Annotated in this window: 11 protein-coding genes; 7 read left to right on the top strand and 4 right to left on the bottom strand. The window is 55.0% G+C overall.

Annotated elements, in window-relative coordinates; genetic code table 11:
* Positions 1-21 precede the first annotated feature (21 nt).
* Positions 22-762, top strand: a complete 741-nt coding sequence (locus ACZ5FM_RS03570) for a hypothetical protein (protein WP_464039741.1) — start codon at positions 22-24, stop codon at positions 760-762.
* 77 nt (positions 763-839) lie between these two features.
* Complete coding sequence (locus tag ACZ5FM_RS03565) at positions 840-1043, top strand: hypothetical protein (RefSeq protein ID WP_464039740.1); 204 nt, start codon at positions 840-842, stop codon at positions 1041-1043.
* A 1-nt stretch (position 1044) separates the two neighbouring features.
* Here ACZ5FM_RS03565 and blaOXA read toward each other — a convergent pair whose 3' ends face one another.
* Entirely contained in the window at positions 1045-1860 is an 816-nt protein-coding gene (gene blaOXA / locus ACZ5FM_RS03560; protein WP_464039739.1) for a class D beta-lactamase, read from the bottom strand.
* A 268-nt stretch (positions 1861-2128) separates the two neighbouring features.
* Between blaOXA and ACZ5FM_RS03555 the strand changes: the two genes are divergently transcribed.
* The 3 genes from ACZ5FM_RS03555 (at position 2129) to ACZ5FM_RS03545 (ending at position 4690) form a co-directional block, all read left to right on the top strand.
* On the top strand, positions 2129-3421 hold the full coding sequence (locus tag ACZ5FM_RS03555; protein ID WP_259145512.1) for an Hsp70 family protein: 1293 nt from the start codon (positions 2129-2131) through the stop codon (positions 3419-3421).
* Between the two features lie 52 nt (positions 3422-3473).
* Entirely contained in the window at positions 3474-4346 is an 873-nt protein-coding gene (locus ACZ5FM_RS03550) for a uracil-DNA glycosylase (RefSeq protein WP_464039738.1), read from the top strand.
* A 152-nt stretch (positions 4347-4498) separates the two neighbouring features.
* A complete protein-coding gene (locus ACZ5FM_RS03545; protein ID WP_192487344.1) occupies positions 4499-4690 on the top strand; it encodes a hypothetical protein in 192 nt (63 codons plus the stop codon).
* Positions 4691-4833: 143 nt separating this feature from the next.
* Here ACZ5FM_RS03545 and ACZ5FM_RS03540 read toward each other — a convergent pair whose 3' ends face one another.
* A complete protein-coding gene (locus ACZ5FM_RS03540) occupies positions 4834-5718 on the bottom strand; it encodes a hypothetical protein (protein ID WP_464039737.1) in 885 nt (294 codons plus the stop codon).
* A gap of 282 nt (positions 5719-6000) precedes the next feature.
* A complete protein-coding gene (locus tag ACZ5FM_RS03535; RefSeq protein ID WP_250983025.1) occupies positions 6001-6939 on the bottom strand; it encodes a DMT family transporter in 939 nt (312 codons plus the stop codon).
* Positions 6940-7508: 569 nt separating this feature from the next.
* On the opposite strand from ACZ5FM_RS03535, the gene pepN reads away from it, so the two are divergent.
* Entirely contained in the window at positions 7509-10157 is a 2649-nt protein-coding gene (gene pepN, locus ACZ5FM_RS03530; RefSeq protein ID WP_464039736.1) for an aminopeptidase N, read from the top strand.
* A 327-nt stretch (positions 10158-10484) separates the two neighbouring features.
* Positions 10485-12824, top strand: a complete 2340-nt coding sequence (locus ACZ5FM_RS03525; RefSeq protein ID WP_464039735.1) for a PAS domain-containing sensor histidine kinase — start codon at positions 10485-10487, stop codon at positions 12822-12824.
* 15 nt (positions 12825-12839) lie between these two features.
* Here the strand turns inward: ACZ5FM_RS03525 and ACZ5FM_RS03520 are convergent, their stop codons facing one another.
* Positions 12840-15809, bottom strand: a complete 2970-nt coding sequence (locus tag ACZ5FM_RS03520; protein WP_464039734.1) for a bifunctional [glutamine synthetase] adenylyltransferase/[glutamine synthetase]-adenylyl-L-tyrosine phosphorylase — start codon at positions 15807-15809, stop codon at positions 12840-12842.
* Between the last annotated feature and the right edge of the window lie 76 nt (positions 15810-15885).

The following is a 15885-nucleotide window of genomic DNA, read 5'->3' as shown; positions in this document are numbered from 1 at the left end:
CATAGTTCTGGTACCCCTTTCATGCTCGAAACACTTCTGCCGCCCACCTCTTCAAGTGGGCACACGTCTCTTGGCAACAGCGGCAACACAAATTCCTCTTCCGGCAATCAGGCTTCGCAAACGCCGCCGGGCACACATGCACAAACCGGTGAAAACACGGCACTAGAGACCGCAGCACAAGATGATGATGGCACCTATTCTGCGGCGCCTACTCAGCCCGATGGCGACACAGAGGCAGACGCTGGAGCTGCGGCTGGGGAACCGCCTTCCGCCGTCGATGATAACGACATATCGGAAGACGGTGATAGCGCCGGTTCAGCGCCGGAACCGACCGATGCATCTCAGCCCAGTGAACAGGTCAACGCAGCGCCCTCGTCGACTGTCGAGACCGATAGCGCGCAGAATGATAGCAAGGCTGACAGTGCCACCACGGCACCTGCCGCAGCGGGCCCTAATCCGCAACAGCAAGCCGCGCCGGTTCAGTCAAGACCAACAGCCGTTTCGTCTGTGTCAGCGCCCACCTCTCACACACTGGTTTTGAAAAATGACGCCGCGCTGGAGCGCAGTTTCAGAGCGGTTAATGACGCCGCATTCACAGCCTTGCGCAATCGTGCAATCGCCGCCCAGAAAGACCAGATCATTCGTGGTGTTTTGGACGCGATCGAAAAAAGCACGTTTGAAGGAACGGCGTCAAAGGCTTCGCAGGATACCCACACTGAAAACGAAACAAATCTGATCGTTCGTTATTACGCTGAAGCGTAAACGACGGGAGATTGTGACCATGGCGCGATAGACCGCTTCAGGTTATGATAGAGACCTTGTCTCTTTCGGGGTTTATCATGAAGGTGCTTCGAATTTCGCTGACCGTCCTTGGGGTTCTTCTAACGCTTATCGGCGCAATCTGGATTGGGCAGGGTAGCGGTTATTTCCCCTACCCCGCCTCCAGCTTCATGATCAATCAAAGCCCATGGATGTTGCGCGGCGCACTTTTGGCGATTGCCGGGCTGGCCATGATCTTCGTGGCACGGCGCTTTATCCGCTAAATTATTTTACCAGCTTTGGCAGATCGGCAATCAGCGCGTCACGGGTCGCAAAGCTGATCGGTTCCTTGGTTGTCCATTCCCGGACATTCAGCGTGGCAAAGACCACCCGCTGATCGCCCTTTTCTGCCCAGCCGACAAACCAGCCAAGCCAGTTATTACCATCCGCCTTGCCGACCTTGTTGCGAATACGACCGGAACCGGTTTTACCGTGGATCAACCAGCCATCAGCGGCGGTAAATTGCGGGATGATCGCCTTTGTATTGTCATAGGCTTGTTTGGAGGCCGGTATTTTTCCACTCACGAAGCGGCGCATGAAATCGACCTGCTGATCAGGAGAAATCCTCAGCGATGACATTAGCCAGGATTCCGTCAGCCCATCCGTATGACCGGGTACGCCTTTGACATCGGCATTGCCATATTCAAAATCCTTGACGTATTCGGCGAATTTCTGCTTGCCGAGCTTTCGGGTGATTTCCTGCGAATACCAGACGATGGAATCCTTTTCCCAAATCGTCGGATCGACCGATTGCTGTTCGCGCTTCGGCCTTTTCCATTCGACCTTGTAGTCCCATCGCGGCGTTGTGGCGTCCTTCAGAATGCCGGCATCATAACCCATGATCGCCAGAGGAAATTTGAAAGTCGATTGAGGTGCATAGGCCTTGTCGCAATCCCCCTCGCGGTGCAGAGCCTGCCGGCTCGCCACATCCAGAATGACCGTGCAGTGAACCGGTTCTGCCGCGCCGGCCGCACCAAAACTCAGACAAACGCCTGATACCAAACCAAAAAACAATGCCGAACTATAAAGTGTTTGCGTCATACGTCGCCCTCCTGATGCGCTTTACTCAAAACAACAAGCGCCGTGCGTTTCATCAAATCATGTCCATCCCCATCTTCGTATTGCGCCAACCCCCGTGGCTTTATTGCGGCATGACTTAAGAAAACGCATGCGCCATGCTTGCCATTCACAATCTCCTATGCGATCACCCGCCCTCTTCAAAAATCACAGGTGTCAATTGACGCCTTTTTATTTGCGGGACTGACATCGTTCAGTCCGGCCAGCTATTTTATCGACAAAGGATACCGCAATGGCACGGGCGCTCGGCCTCGACTTCGGCACGACCAACACGGTCATGGCTCTCTCTGAAAACGGCACGCAGAGCCGTTCCATGCAATTCAGCAGCATGGCCGGTGACACAGACAGCATGCGAACCGCACTTTCCTTTATGAAAGATCCGTCGCTTGGTGCTGCGGCATTGCACGTGGAAGCCGGTCAGGCCGCCATTCGCCAATTCATCGATCACGCCGGTGATTGCCGTTTCCTGCAGTCGATCAAGACATTTGCCGCCTCCTCGCTTTTCCAGGGCACGTTGATCTACGCCAAGCGCCAGACCTTCGAAGATTTGATGGAGGTTTTCCTACGCAAGCTGAAGACCTATGCAGGCGATAACTGGAACGGTGATATCGGCACCGTTGTAGCTGGTCGTCCCGTGCGGTTTGCCGGCTCCAACCCAAATGAAGACCTTGCCCTGCAGCGCTATAATGAAGCCTTGACTCGCATGGGTTTCCCAAACATCCACTATGTTTACGAGCCGGTGGCAGCCGCCTACTATTTTGCCCAGAGCCTCAAGAAAGATGCGAATGTTCTGGTCGCCGACTTCGGCGGCGGTACAACCGACTATTCACTCATTCGTTTTGAAACCAATGGCGGCCAGCTTTCGGCAAAACCGATCGGTCACTCCGGTGTCGGTGTTGCCGGCGACCATTTCGATTTTCGCATGATTGACAATCTGGTCTCGCCAGAGATCGGCAAAGGCAGCCAGTTCAAGAGCTTTGACAAGGTTCTCGATGTACCGGCCGGCTACTACGTCAATTTCGGCCGCTGGAACCAGCTGTCGATCTTCAAAACGTCAAAAGAATTCACCGATCTGAAATCACTGGTGCGTTCTGCGCTAGAGCCGGAAAAGCTGGAAATGTTCATCGATCTGGTTGAACATGACGAAGGTTATCCGCTCTATCAGGCCATTTCGGCCACCAAGATGGCACTGTCGCAGCATGAAGAGGCGGAGTTCAATTTCTCGCCGCTTGGAAAGTCCGGCCGCAAGACCGTGCGCCGCGCCGATTTCGACACCTGGATCAGCGACGATCTCGCCAAGATCGAAGATGCGCTCGACGAAGTCCTGACCAAGACCAACACCGATGCATCCAGCATCGACAAGGTCTTTCTGACAGGCGGCACATCCTTCGTTCCTGCGGTACGTAAAATCTTCACGCAGCGTTTCGACGCCGATAAGATTGAAAGCGGCGGAGAATTGCTGTCGATTGCGCACGGTCTGGCCATGATTGGCGAGAGTGGCGACATTGAGCGTTGGACGGCGTAACCAAAGACGCTTTTTACTTTGATCTACGCCGCCAGATCATTATGTTGACCTCATGATATCCGCAAATGACCTATCCCCTGCCGAACTCGCCGCGCTTCTGCATTTTCACGCAGATGCGGGCGTTGACTGGTTGCTGGAGGATACAGCCATTGACCGGTTTGCGGAGTTTGAGGCAAGCCGTGCCAAACAGCAGGTACGGCAGACGGACAACGCACGCTCCGGCCAAACGGCAGGACGGAGCGATGCCGGCAAACCATCTGCCACGACCGGTGGACGTCCGGCAGCGGCGGCCCCCCCCATGCCTAATATGGCGGTGCCAGACGAACAGGCGGTGGCTGCGGCCCGATTTGCGGCCGAAAGTGCCCGTTCCCTGGAAGAGTTGAAAACTGCCCTTGAAAGCTTCAACGGATGCAATCTTAAAAACGGGGCGCGCAATACCGTGTTTGCAACGGGTACCCCGGGCTCCAAGGTCATGATCATTGGCCCGATGCCGGATGCGGATGACGACCGCGATGGTCTGCCTTTCTCTGGCAAGGCAGGCATGCTGCTCGACCGTATGCTGGCAGCGATCGATCTCGACCGCAATCAGATCGCACTTGCCAACACCGTGCCATGGCGCCCGCCGGGCAACCGCGCCCCTTCCGGGCCGGAAATGAACATTTGCCGCCCCTTCATCGAGCGGCAGATCGCGCTTTTTGAGCCGAAACTGCTGTTGCTTTTAGGCAACGTCACCGCGCGATTCTTCTTTGGCGGCACCGGCACCATCCACACAATGCGCGGTCAGTGGCGTGAAGTGCCCGTTGGTGGCGTGATTATTCCGGCACTTGCCAGCCTGCATCCGCAGGAATTGCTCAACGCTCCAGCCAGTAAAGCATTGGCCTGGCAGGATTTATTGTCTTTTAAATCTCGCCTCGCTCAAATGTAAATGCTTGGTTTTTGACCATTGTAAATGTTTTATGAAAATAGCCATGCGGTTAACGCATAACAGCGCCGCATTTACCCTGATTGTCGAATCCGACGACCGCTGTCATAAGCACCTCATGTCTTGGGAGGAAATAGGTTTAAGGAACCAAGGCTATGACAACTCGCTTTCGTCCGGTTCACTCCGGTTTTGAAACACTCAGGCTCGCAGGGGTTGGTCCCCGCTCCAGTCAGGGTTACCACCGTTTCGGTTCGGCAACGAACGAACAGATTACCGCCCGTGCCTATGCTGTTCAGCATGGTGTAACGCGCCCTTCGCAGGTTTTTGCGGATTTTCGTGCACGCTGATCTAAAGGCGTCATGTTTTAAAAATTGCGGTACCGTGAGCGTTTTTCGACAGAAAGACGCTCTTTTGGTTTTTATGGACCTTTTTTGAGGAATAAAGCGCCATTGGCGCACTGGCACCGTCGACGGCCAGCAAGACCGCACAGTCAATCACGATTTACTTGCGGCACAGTCATCTCATCACCGTGGCTTTCCACGACCGTTACGAATGCATTGTTGACATGGGCGATCTTCACAGCCTGCCAGCCGGCATAGTCATGCAGAAACTGCTTCGATATCCACATGCCGGAACGCGGCGCATCGTCTGACCAGCCGACCAGCTCCATATCCATGGCCTTGCGCATCATGCGCTGGAAATGGGTGCGCGACATCATGAACTCGGTCGCCAGTTCGGGAATGTTGACGTAGCCGATATCGATGCGTTTCTGGGTTATATCGGCATTCTTGATGCGGGCGATAAAATCATCGACCACCAGACCGCCGCCTTCCGTCCACATGAACATTGCGACGTTTTCGGGCGGTTCGCGCCATTCCTTGGATCCGATGCAACTGCGAATGGCGCGTGGATGAGCAAGCCGGAACAATTGCGGTTGGCTGATCAGCCGCGCCGCACGCATGCCGCCATCCATGCCATCTACCACCATCAGATTGCTGGCGTACCAGCGGAACATCGCGCCTTCGGTGGTTTCCGTCGCGCGGTAACGACGCGGATAATAGCGGCCATTTTTACCGACGACTTCGATGAAGCGGTAGATTTCCAACTGCTCGAGAAAGTTCTGAACGGTGTTACGGCTGGCAATGCCATGGGGCGTGATCAGATCGCGCAGGGAGGCAATCGTCAGGCCCGCCTCGCCGTTTTCCAGATGCAACGCCATTCCGGCCTGGCTTAACAACCAGCGTTGGTGGGCGGCCAGCATCTTGGCCATCCGTGGACCTTCCGCGAAGACGGTACGCAAAACCTGCGCCAGATCACTCAAGCCGCTAACGAATGCCGGATGCTCCACAAGTTCAGCGGGCGTATATCTTTTCAAGATATCCTCCCGACATCAACGAACCTGGCAGTTTCACCGTAATCACTGATTGAAGCATGCATCGCAATCATGAGCGTACAGGATACTACACCGCCTGCAAAAGCAGGAGTGCACTTCACCACGCTCAACCCCATTTCCCGCTTTTGCCAGCCTGCAACACAAGCATTAGCAAAATTGCATTACCCTAGAATTATCTTTTAACTAAATTTTAACAACCAGGACAACGGGTAACAGGTGCAATAGACAGTTATGTTACAACTCCACGCATTTATGTGAAGAAAATCAGCCCTGTGGGGTTGAGGCTTTCTTGCTTGCCTTGCGGCTCAGGCCGAGACGATGTTCGCGGTAAATAATGAAGATACCGGCCGAGATGACGATAGCTGTTCCCACCAGCATGGTGAATGTCGGGATATCACCGAACATCACATAGGAAATCCCGATCCCGATGATGATGGAGCTGTATTCAAACGGCGCAATGGTCGAAACCTCGGCATGGCGGTAGCTCTCAGTCAGGAACAACTGCGCCACGCCACCAAATATACCACAGGCGATGAGCAGCGTCGTATCGGTGGCGCTGAGTGACACCCAACCGAATGGCAGGGTGAACAGCGACAGCACAGCTCCGGTTATCGAGAAATAGACAACGATGGTGGCGGTCTTTTCACTGACGACCAACTGACGCACCTGGATCATCGCCATGCCTGCCAGCACTGCCGCCGCCATGACCGAGAGAGCGCCCATGCCTTCGCTGCTGCCAAAGCCACCTTCCCGCAGCAAAGTCAGCTTGGGAAACAGAATAACAATAACGCCGATCATGCCGACGAAAACGGCCGTCCAGCGATAGACCCTCACCTGTTCACGCAGCAACACGGCGGCAAAAATGACCGCCATCAGCGGGGAGGCATAACCAAGCGCGATGGCATCCGGCATTGGCAGATGCACAAGGCCATAAAAACCACAGGCCATTGACAGGATGCCGAGAACGCCACGTTTGAAATGACCGAAGGGATGACGGGTATAAAAGGCACCTGGCAGATCCTTCAGCCAGGCAAGATAGATAAGAATGGGGACCAGCGCGAAGGCCGAGCGAAAAAAGGTAATCTGTCCCGCCGGAATATCCGCGCCTGCCGATTTGATGCAGGTCTGCATCATCAAAAACAGCATCACCGACAGCACCTTGAAACTGATACCGCGAATTGGATTTATTGCTGCCACGCTCATCGGAATTGCACTCAGGACATCTGGAAAAAACGCGCTATCGAAGCAAGCAGAGACGGCGGCGCACGGAAATGGATTTTACCTATAACCCATATTTGATCGCACTTTCATCAAAACGTGTTATCGAACCATGAATAGGCTTGGAAATTTACGGCAACTGTTGCGGTGCGTGTTTTGATCGTCGCTTTCAAGGCATTTTCCAGCGCGACATAAGTTCGATGCTATGGCCAGGATATTGTCTCCGCCAACACAGCGAAAATGAAGTAAGCTTCGCGAAGAACTTGCTACCTGAGAGGTCAAGTCTGCTTCGACTTACTCTTCCATATAGATTTGCCAAATTATTATTCGGGCAAAGACATAATTTCAGTAATCGTTCAACATTTGATGTGAATATGTGCCAATGCGAGGCACATTCACTGGTTTTCCGTGAACAGATTGTCTGGCAGCTACTACGAAGGACATTATGTTTTTCGCCTTTCACATGATTGTGAATCTCAAAATTAATTTTACATTCGGGCGGCATGTTCCATGATGTCCGGTAGCGGCAGACATAAGTTCATTCAGGAATAGTCATGCGAACAGACACGGGCCAGATCGTTCACCTGGCAGATTACCGCCCAACAGATTTTGTTTTGGAACGGGTGGATCTCACCTTTGAACTCGACCCTGAAAACACCAAAGTCGAAGCGCGTCTGATTTTTCACCGGCGCGAAGGCGTCGATGAAAAAGCGCCGCTGGTACTGGATGGTGACGAGCTTGTTCTGTCCGGTCTGCTTCTGGATCAGATCGATGTTCCTGCTGCACAATATGACGCAACTCCGGAAAGCCTGACAATCCGTGATCTGCCGGAAAGCGAACCGTTCGAGATTTGCGTCACCAACTATATCAACCCGACATCCAATACCCAGTTGATGGGCCTTTACCGCACTGGCGGCATTTATTGCACGCAGTGTGAAGCAGAAGGCTTCCGTCGCATCACCTATTTCCCGGATCGTCCGGATGTATTGGCACCTTACACGATCACCATCATCTCGCAAAAAGAGGGCAATCCCCTATTGCTGTCGAACGGCAACTTTCTCGGTGGTGGCAATTACGACGAAGGCCGTCATTTCGCAGCCTGGTTCGACCCCCACCCGAAGCCAAGCTATCTGTTTGCGCTTGTCGCAGGCGATCTCGGCGTTGTGGAAGATACATTCACAACCATGTCTGGCCGTGAAGTTGCCCTGAAGATCTACGTCGAGCACGGCAAGGAGCCGCGCGCCACCTACGCCATGGATGCGCTGAAGCGCTCGATGAAGTGGGATGAAGACCGTTTCGGCCGCGAATACGATCTCGATATTTTTATGATCGTCGCCGTGTCTGACTTCAACATGGGCGCGATGGAGAACAAGGGTCTCAACGTATTCAACGACAAATACGTTCTGGCCGATCCTGAGACCGCCACCGATGCGGACTACGCCAATATCGAAGCGATCATCGCCCACGAATATTTTCACAACTGGACGGGCAACCGTATTACCTGCCGCGACTGGTTCCAGCTGTGCCTGAAAGAAGGCCTGACCGTTTATCGCGATCATGAGTTCTCGGCCGACATGCGCTCGCGCGCCGTCAAGCGTATTGCAGAAGTGCGTCACCTGAAAGCGGAGCAGTTTCCGGAAGATGGCGGACCGCTCGCACACGCCGTTCGTCCAGAGAAATACCGCGAAATCAACAATTTCTACACGACGACGGTGTATGAAAAGGGCTCCGAAGTTACCCGGATGATTGCCACCCTGCTTGGTCAGGATGGTTTCAAGAAGGGTATGGACCTGTATTTCGAACGTCATGACGGCGATGCCGCCACCGTCGAAGACTTCGTGAAATGTTTCGAAGATGCCAGCGGTCGTGACCTGACACAGTTTTCGCTGTGGTACCGTCAGGCCGGCACGCCGCTTGTCAGCGTATCCACTGCTTACGACGCGGCAGCGAATACCTTTACCCTGTCTCTTGAGCAGACAACTCCGCCAACACCCGGTCAGCAGAACAAAGAGCCGATGCATATTCCGCTCAGCACCGCGCTGCTGCTGGACAATGGCCAGATTGCCGAGCCGACACAGGTCGAGGGTGGCGAGTTTTCCAACGGCGTGATCCACCTGACCGAGCGCTCGCAGACGTTCGTATTCTCCGGCATTTCGTCTCGCCCGGTTGTTTCGCTTAACCGCAGCTTCTCAGCACCGATCAACCTGCATTTCGACCAGACACCTGCCGACCTCGTGCATATTGCTCGCAATGACGCAGACCTGTTCTCGCGCTGGCAGGCGATTACCGACCTTGCACTGCCAAACCTGATTGAAGCCGTGGCATCGGTCAAACAGGGCAAGGCTGTCAGCTTTGCACCGGACCTGATTACCGCGCTGTTGGAAATTGCATCCGACGACAGTCTGGAACCTGCCTTCAGAGCGCAGGCGCTGGCGCTGCCAAGTGAATCCGACATTGCCCGTGAACTTGGCCGGGACAATGATCCCGACGCCATTCACAAAGCACGTGGCGAAGTTTTGGCGATCCTCGCGCAGGGTGGCCAGGAGACCTTTGTCCGCCTGGCGGAAGACATGCGCACCGAAGGCGAATTTACGCCAGATGCAGCCAGTGCCGGACGCCGTGCCCTGCGCAACAGTGCTTTGCTCTACCTGTCTTACGCCGAAAAAGATCCGGCACGGGCAGCAGAAGCCTTCCGCACTGCCAGCAACATGACTGACCTTGCCCATGCCCTGACCGTCCTTGCGCACCGCTTTCCTGCGGCGACCGAGACTGCAGAAGCGCTGGCATCGTTTGAAACACGCTTTGCCAACAACGCACTTGTTATCGACAAGTGGTTTGCCATTCAGGCCACCATTCCCGGCCACGACGCGCTGGACCGCGTAAAGAAGTTGATGCAGTCGAAGCACTTCATTGCAGGCAACCCGAACCGCGTTCGCTCGCTTGTCGGCAACTTTGCCTTTGCAAACGCCACCGGTTTCAATCGCCCGGATGGTGAAGCCTACGCTTTCATTGCCGAGCAGATCATTGAAATCGATAAGAAAAACCCGCAGCTTGCTGCGCGTATTCTGACATGCATGCGCTCATGGCGGTCTCTCGAGGCCGGCCGGGCTGACAAGGCACGTTCTGCCCTAATGAAAATTGAGCACGCACCAGCGCTTTCCACTGATGTGCGTGACATCGTTGAGAGGACTCTCAAAGGCTGATTGAGAGTTGCTTTTGCAAAAAAGGCTGGAGCTTCTCCAGCCTTTTTTGTTTTAAAACAGCATTTCGCAACCGACCGCAGACGAGAGTAAAAAACCTTGAGTCGGTTCAAGGGGTTAATAATCTTTTAACCAAAGCCTCTGGACAACACACAAAGCCTTTGATTCATTAGGGTAGATTCGAGCGGCGGTGCTTTGGATCAGCGCATTGGTCTTGGGGATCTGAACAGATCTTGAGAGTGGGCTATGCGGCTTTTCAAATTGTGACAGCGTCCTGATTTGCGACATGAATGGCGCGGCGCTGTAATCGAGGGACATCAAGGCGGGACAATGACGAACGTGCGGCGGGCGACTGCGGGCGATGAGCGACCGTATGCCAAATTTTCTGATTTTTCAGTCTGGAGCGAGCAGCTATCAAGCAATTTGATAGGGCTGGTTCACGGATCTCCGCGTCAGCTGCCGCAGGTGGAGACGACGCTTAAGCGTCTCATTCCCATACTCATCACAGCCTTCCTCGTTGTGGTCGCTGCGTCACGCACGCTTGGCATCATGGCAGAGTATAACCGAATGGACGATGCCGCCCGGCAGTCCACGGCTCTAATCGCCATAACCTCCCGCTCCGTATTGTCTGAAAATGCCGCCCCGCTTTCATTTCAGAACCGCCTGCAAGCTGAACAGAAACTCTCTGCCGCATTTCCCGAAGGCAGCATGGGTGGCGATACCTTCGTTTTGCTGTCTGATGCCTCAGGCAAAGTCTTTGCAACTTCCAGCGTGGCCTCTTCGATCTATATCGGCACCAGCCTGACAAATCTCCTGCCGGAAATTGCAATTGTGCGCCGTTTTGCCGGCGCACCTGGCACGATCGAGACCAATATTGACGGCACGCCACATTACGCCACGATGATGCCAATCGGCACCGAGGGCGGCATGGTGATTGCAGCGCAGTCACTGGAGTCCATCCGCTCGTTCTGGCGGCAGGAAATTGCCATGAACGTCACGTTGTTCGCCGGCATTTCCTCGATCCTCATTGTGATCCTGTATGCCTATTACATGCAGGTCAAACGGGCGCGTGAAGCCGACGAGATCTTCCTGGAATCCAATCTGCGCGTTGATACGGCGCTGTCGCGCGGCCGCTGTGGCCTGTGGGATTTCGATCTTGCCAACCGTCGTATGTTCTGGTCCAGTTCGCTTTATGAGATGCTCGGACTGCCGCCGCGCAACAAACCGCTGTCGTTCAGCGACGTTGCCCGCATGATGCACCCTCAGGATGGCAATCTCTACGCACTTGCCCGTGCTGTTGCCGGACACGAACTGAACCAGATCGACCAGATTTTCCGGATCAAACACGCAAAAGGTCACTATGTTTGGATGCGCGCCCGCGCGCAGGTCATTCGCACCGTGACTGGCCGTACCCATGTCATCGGCATTGTGATGGATGTAACTGAGCAGCATCGTCTGGCGCAACGTTATGCGGAAGCTGACCAGCGCCTTGCAGATGCAATTGAATGTACCTCTGAAGCCTTTGTTCTCTGGGATAAAAATGACCGCCTGGTGATGTGTAACGCCCACTTCCAGCAGGCCTATGGTCTGCCGGACAGCGTCCTTATTCCCGGCACCGAACGTTCCGCTGTAAACGCTGCGGCGGCGCGCCCTGTTGTCGAACGACGTATCGCCGATGGCGACCAGTCCGGTCTTTCCCGTACAACAGAAGTACAGCTTGCCGATGAGCGCTGGCTGCAGATCAATGAGCGCCGGACACGTGACGGTGGCCTCGTTTCGGTTGGTACCGATATTACCCTTCTCAAGCGCCATCAGGAACGGTTGCGTGATTCTGAAAAGCGGTTGATGGCGACGATTGGCGACCTCTCAGCCTCACGCCACACGCTTGAACGACAGAAGTCGGAATTGTCTCTGGCAAACGCCAACTACCAGGCGGAAAAAGACCGCGCCGAAGCTGCCAACAAGGCCAAGTCGGAATTCCTTGCCAATATGAGCCATGAGTTGCGCACGCCATTGAATGCTATTCTCGGCTTCTCGGAAATTCTGGTGAACGAGATGTTCGGTCCGGTCGGATCGCCGAAATACCAGGAATACTCTCATGACATTTACGACAGCGGCAAACATCTACTGAATGTCATCAACGACATTCTCGACATGTCGAAGATCGAAGCCGGGCATATGCGTATCAACCCGGAAAATATCGATCTTGCGCCACTGATTGATGAAGCCCTGCGCCTGACCTCCATTCAGGCCGAACAGAAGAGCATCTCAATTGAACAGCGCATCTGCACCGGCCTGACAATGACGGGTGATCGCCGCGCCATGAAGCAGATTTTCCTCAATCTTCTCTCGAATGCGGTGAAGTTTACGGAAGAAGGTGGCCGGATTGCCCTACGCACCCACATCCATCAAGGCGCCCTGATGCTGACGATTGCCGATACGGGCATTGGCATCCCCACCAAGTCGTTGCACAAGATCGGCCAGCCGTTTGAACAAGTGCAAAGCCAATACGCCAAAAGCAAGGGTGGCTCAGGTCTCGGTCTGGCAATCTCGCGCTCGCTTGTCCACCTGCATGGCGGCACGATGAAGATCCGCTCCTGTGAGGGCAAGGGCACTGTCGTTACCCTGATTATCCCTCACGTTCAGCCACGTGGATGCAGGCTGCATTGATCCCGATGCAGCCTGTCATCCGCCGTTCTTGACCAGCGCATTGAAGGTTTTCCGAACGGCTTTAGATAGGCGTTTTACTTCACCTTCGAGCGTTGCAATGTCTGGGCATTCGCCTGCACGGCAGACCAGATCAATCAGCCCCGCCGGGGCCTCCTTCGGTTCAAAACGGCTATCGATGCACAGGCGGATGATCTGCGACAATGCCGTCCAAAGCCGCATGGCTTTCAGGCAGTCGTCAAAGGCTGACGGCTCCATCGCCCCAACTGCCTGCGCGTCCAGCACGTCATAGGTGCTTTGGCCAAGCAGCGGCAGTTCCTGCCCCTTGGTGACGGTGACGAGCAGAAGGAATTGCGCCATGAACTCCAGATCGATCTGACCACCGGGGATAAGCTTGAGGTCCCAGATGTCAGCCGGTGGCTTCTCCTGTTCGATCAGTGTGCGCATTTCCTTTACATCGGCGGCAATTTTGCTGACTTCGCGCTTCTGCGACAGAATCGAACGGATGATGGTGGCTGCATCCAGTCTCAGGCTGGGGTCACCACAGAGAGGACGGGCGCGTGACAGTGCCATGTGTTCCCAGGTCCAGGCTTCCTCGCGCTGGTACTTTTCGAAAGCAGAAAGACGCGTTGCCACCGGCCCCTTGTTGCCGGACGGGCGCAGGCGCATGTCGACTTCATAGAGAACACCCTCTGCCGTCGGGGCAGACAGCGCAGCGATAAGCCGCTGGGTGATGCGGGTGAAATAACGCACAGAATCCAGCGGTTTTTCGCCGTCGGATGCGGTTGCACTGTCATCGTAGTCGTAGAGCAAGATCAGGTCGACATCGGAGCCCGCAGTCAGCTCGAAGCTACCGAGTTTACCCATACCGAGCACAGCCACGCGACCACCGGGGAAACGGCCATACGCCTGCTCTATTTGCTCCAGAACAGCATTGAGGGCTGATTCAATCACGAGGTCCGCAAGGTGAGTAAAGGCGCGTGCCGCCATCTCTCCACGGATCGCACCTGTCAGAAGCCGCACACCGATCAGGAAACGCTGCTCGGCGGCAAAGATACGCAACCGGTCAAGAATGTCCTCATAATGCTGGGCAGGCGCCAGGAAGCCAGCCATACGGCCTGCCAGATATTCACGTGTCGGAATATCGTTCATCAGGCCGGGATCGAGCATGCCATCAAACACATGCGGACGCGAGGCAATGATATCTGCCAGTCGCGGCGCGGACGACATGATAGTGACCAACAGTGACAACAGGGCGGGATTGTTACCGAGCAGCGAAAACAGCTGGATGCCGGCTGGCAGGCCGGACAGGAAGTTGTCAAACCGCAGCAAAGCCTCATCGGCGCGTTTGCTTTCGCCAAAGGCTTTCAGCAATTGCGGTGTCAGTTCTGTCAATCGCTCGCGTGCCTCAACCGACTGCGTGGAGCGATAGCGGCCATTGTGCCATGTGCGGATGACACGCGAAATGTCCTGTGGCCGTTCAAAGCCCAGTTTGCTGAGGGTCTGCAATGTGTCTGGGTCGTCCTTTTGGCCGGTGAACACAAGATTGCCCGAACCGATGGAAAGACGAGTCTCCTGCTCGAACAGTTCGGAATACTGTTTTTCGACCCGACGCAGTACCTCTTCCAATCGGCTGGAAAATGTCTTGGTGTCGGCAAAACCAAACATGAAGGCAATGCGCTTCAGTTCAGCCTCGCTGTCCGGCAGTGTATGAAGCTGCTCATCGCGGACCATCTGGATGCGGTGTTCGATTTCTCTCAGAAACCAGTAGGCATCGATCAGCTCGTCGCGGGTATCAGCATCGATCCATTTCGCCGTGGTCAGCTCATTCAACGCCGGTTCGGTGGCACGAACGCGAAGGGCCGGCATGCGGCCGCCGGCGATCAATTGCTGGGTCTGGGCAAAAAACTCGATCTCGCGAATACCACCGCGACCAAGTTTGACATTATGGCCTTTGACGGCGATGGCACCGTGACCCTTATGAGCATGGATCTGCCGCTTGATGGAGTGAATGTCGGCGATCGCTGCGTAATCGAGATATTTACGGAACACGAAGGGTGTCAGTTCACGCAGGAAATTCTCTCCTGCCTTGATGTCGCCGGCCACCGGCCGTGCCTTGATATAGGCGGCACGTTCCCAGTTCTGTCCCCTGCCCTCGTAATAAAGAAGCGCTGCCTCAACCGGAATGGCAAGCGGCGTTGAGCCTGGATCAGGACGCAGACGCAGGTCTGTGCGGAAGACATAACCGTCACCGGTACGTTCCTGCATGATGCGGATAAGGCGGCGCATCAGACGCCCGAAGGTCTCGGTTGCCTCAAGCGGATCCGCCACGATACCGGCCGATGGTTCAAAGAAGATCACCGCATCGATATCGGAGGAGTAGTTAAGCTCTCGCGCACCGAGTTTACCCATGCCAAGCACGACAAGGCCGGATTTTTCCGACGGCGCATCGGGATTGCTGAGTTGCAACTTGCCCGCCTGATGGGCCGACAGCAGCAGAAAGTCGATCGCGGCAGATAGGGCCGCATCTGCCATGTCGCTTAACCAGCGCACCGTGTCACGGGCGGTATAAATACGGGCGAGATCGGCAAGGGCAACGATAAAGGACAATCGACGTTTGGCAATGCGCAGCCGTGTCATCACATCGCTTTCACTCGGGAAAGCACCTTCTGCATCGGCACGCCAGCAATTGCGTGCATCATCGACAAGCTTTTGTAGCGTGGCGTCCACCGGCTCACTGATTGCCAAAGTCAGCAATCCGTCATCCATGGTCGCCATATCGCGCAGGTAGGGCGAGAGCGTGAAGGCATTGGCAATAAAGTCTTTTAAAGGCATCTCAGTCGCCAGAAGGCTGGCAACGGCCGGTTCGTTTTTGGCGATGTCCTTTAAAATGGAAAAAACGGATTTCAGCTCCGTCTGCGTGTAGGGACGGATGATATCCGCCGCGACAGCATCCAGCCGGTTCTGCGTTGTCTTGTCCTGCAGCAATGACTCTCTCCCTTGTCGATACTTTTCTGCCGCGGAATCCACGCAAATGGAATCGGCTTCGTATCGTTCAATGGCG

The organism is Agrobacterium sp. 5Ca50 (genome assembly GCF_055381905.1).
This window is presented reverse-complemented; position numbering and strand designations above follow the sequence as displayed.

Bases quoted from the DNA above. Each gene is read 5' to 3' on its own strand.
- ACZ5FM_RS03545 (WP_192487344.1), top strand. From the start codon at position 4,499: ATGACAACTCGCTTTCGTCCGGTTCACTCCGGTTTTGAAACACTCAGG.
- blaOXA (WP_464039739.1), bottom strand. From the start codon at position 1,860: ATGACGCAAACACTTTATAGTTCGGCATTGTTTTTTGGTTTGGTATCA.
- ACZ5FM_RS03535 (WP_250983025.1), bottom strand. From the start codon at position 6,939: ATGAGCGTGGCAGCAATAAATCCAATTCGCGGTATCAGTTTCAAGGTG.
- pepN (WP_464039736.1), top strand. From the start codon at position 7,509: ATGCGAACAGACACGGGCCAGATCGTTCACCTGGCAGATTACCGCCCA.
- ACZ5FM_RS03555 (WP_259145512.1), top strand. From the start codon at position 2,129: ATGGCACGGGCGCTCGGCCTCGACTTCGGCACGACCAACACGGTCATG.
- ACZ5FM_RS03525 (WP_464039735.1), top strand. From the start codon at position 10,485: ATGACGAACGTGCGGCGGGCGACTGCGGGCGATGAGCGACCGTATGCC.
- ACZ5FM_RS03565 (WP_464039740.1), top strand. From the start codon at position 840: ATGAAGGTGCTTCGAATTTCGCTGACCGTCCTTGGGGTTCTTCTAACG.
- ACZ5FM_RS03550 (WP_464039738.1), top strand. From the start codon at position 3,474: ATGATATCCGCAAATGACCTATCCCCTGCCGAACTCGCCGCGCTTCTG.
- ACZ5FM_RS03570 (WP_464039741.1), top strand. From the start codon at position 22: ATGCTCGAAACACTTCTGCCGCCCACCTCTTCAAGTGGGCACACGTCT.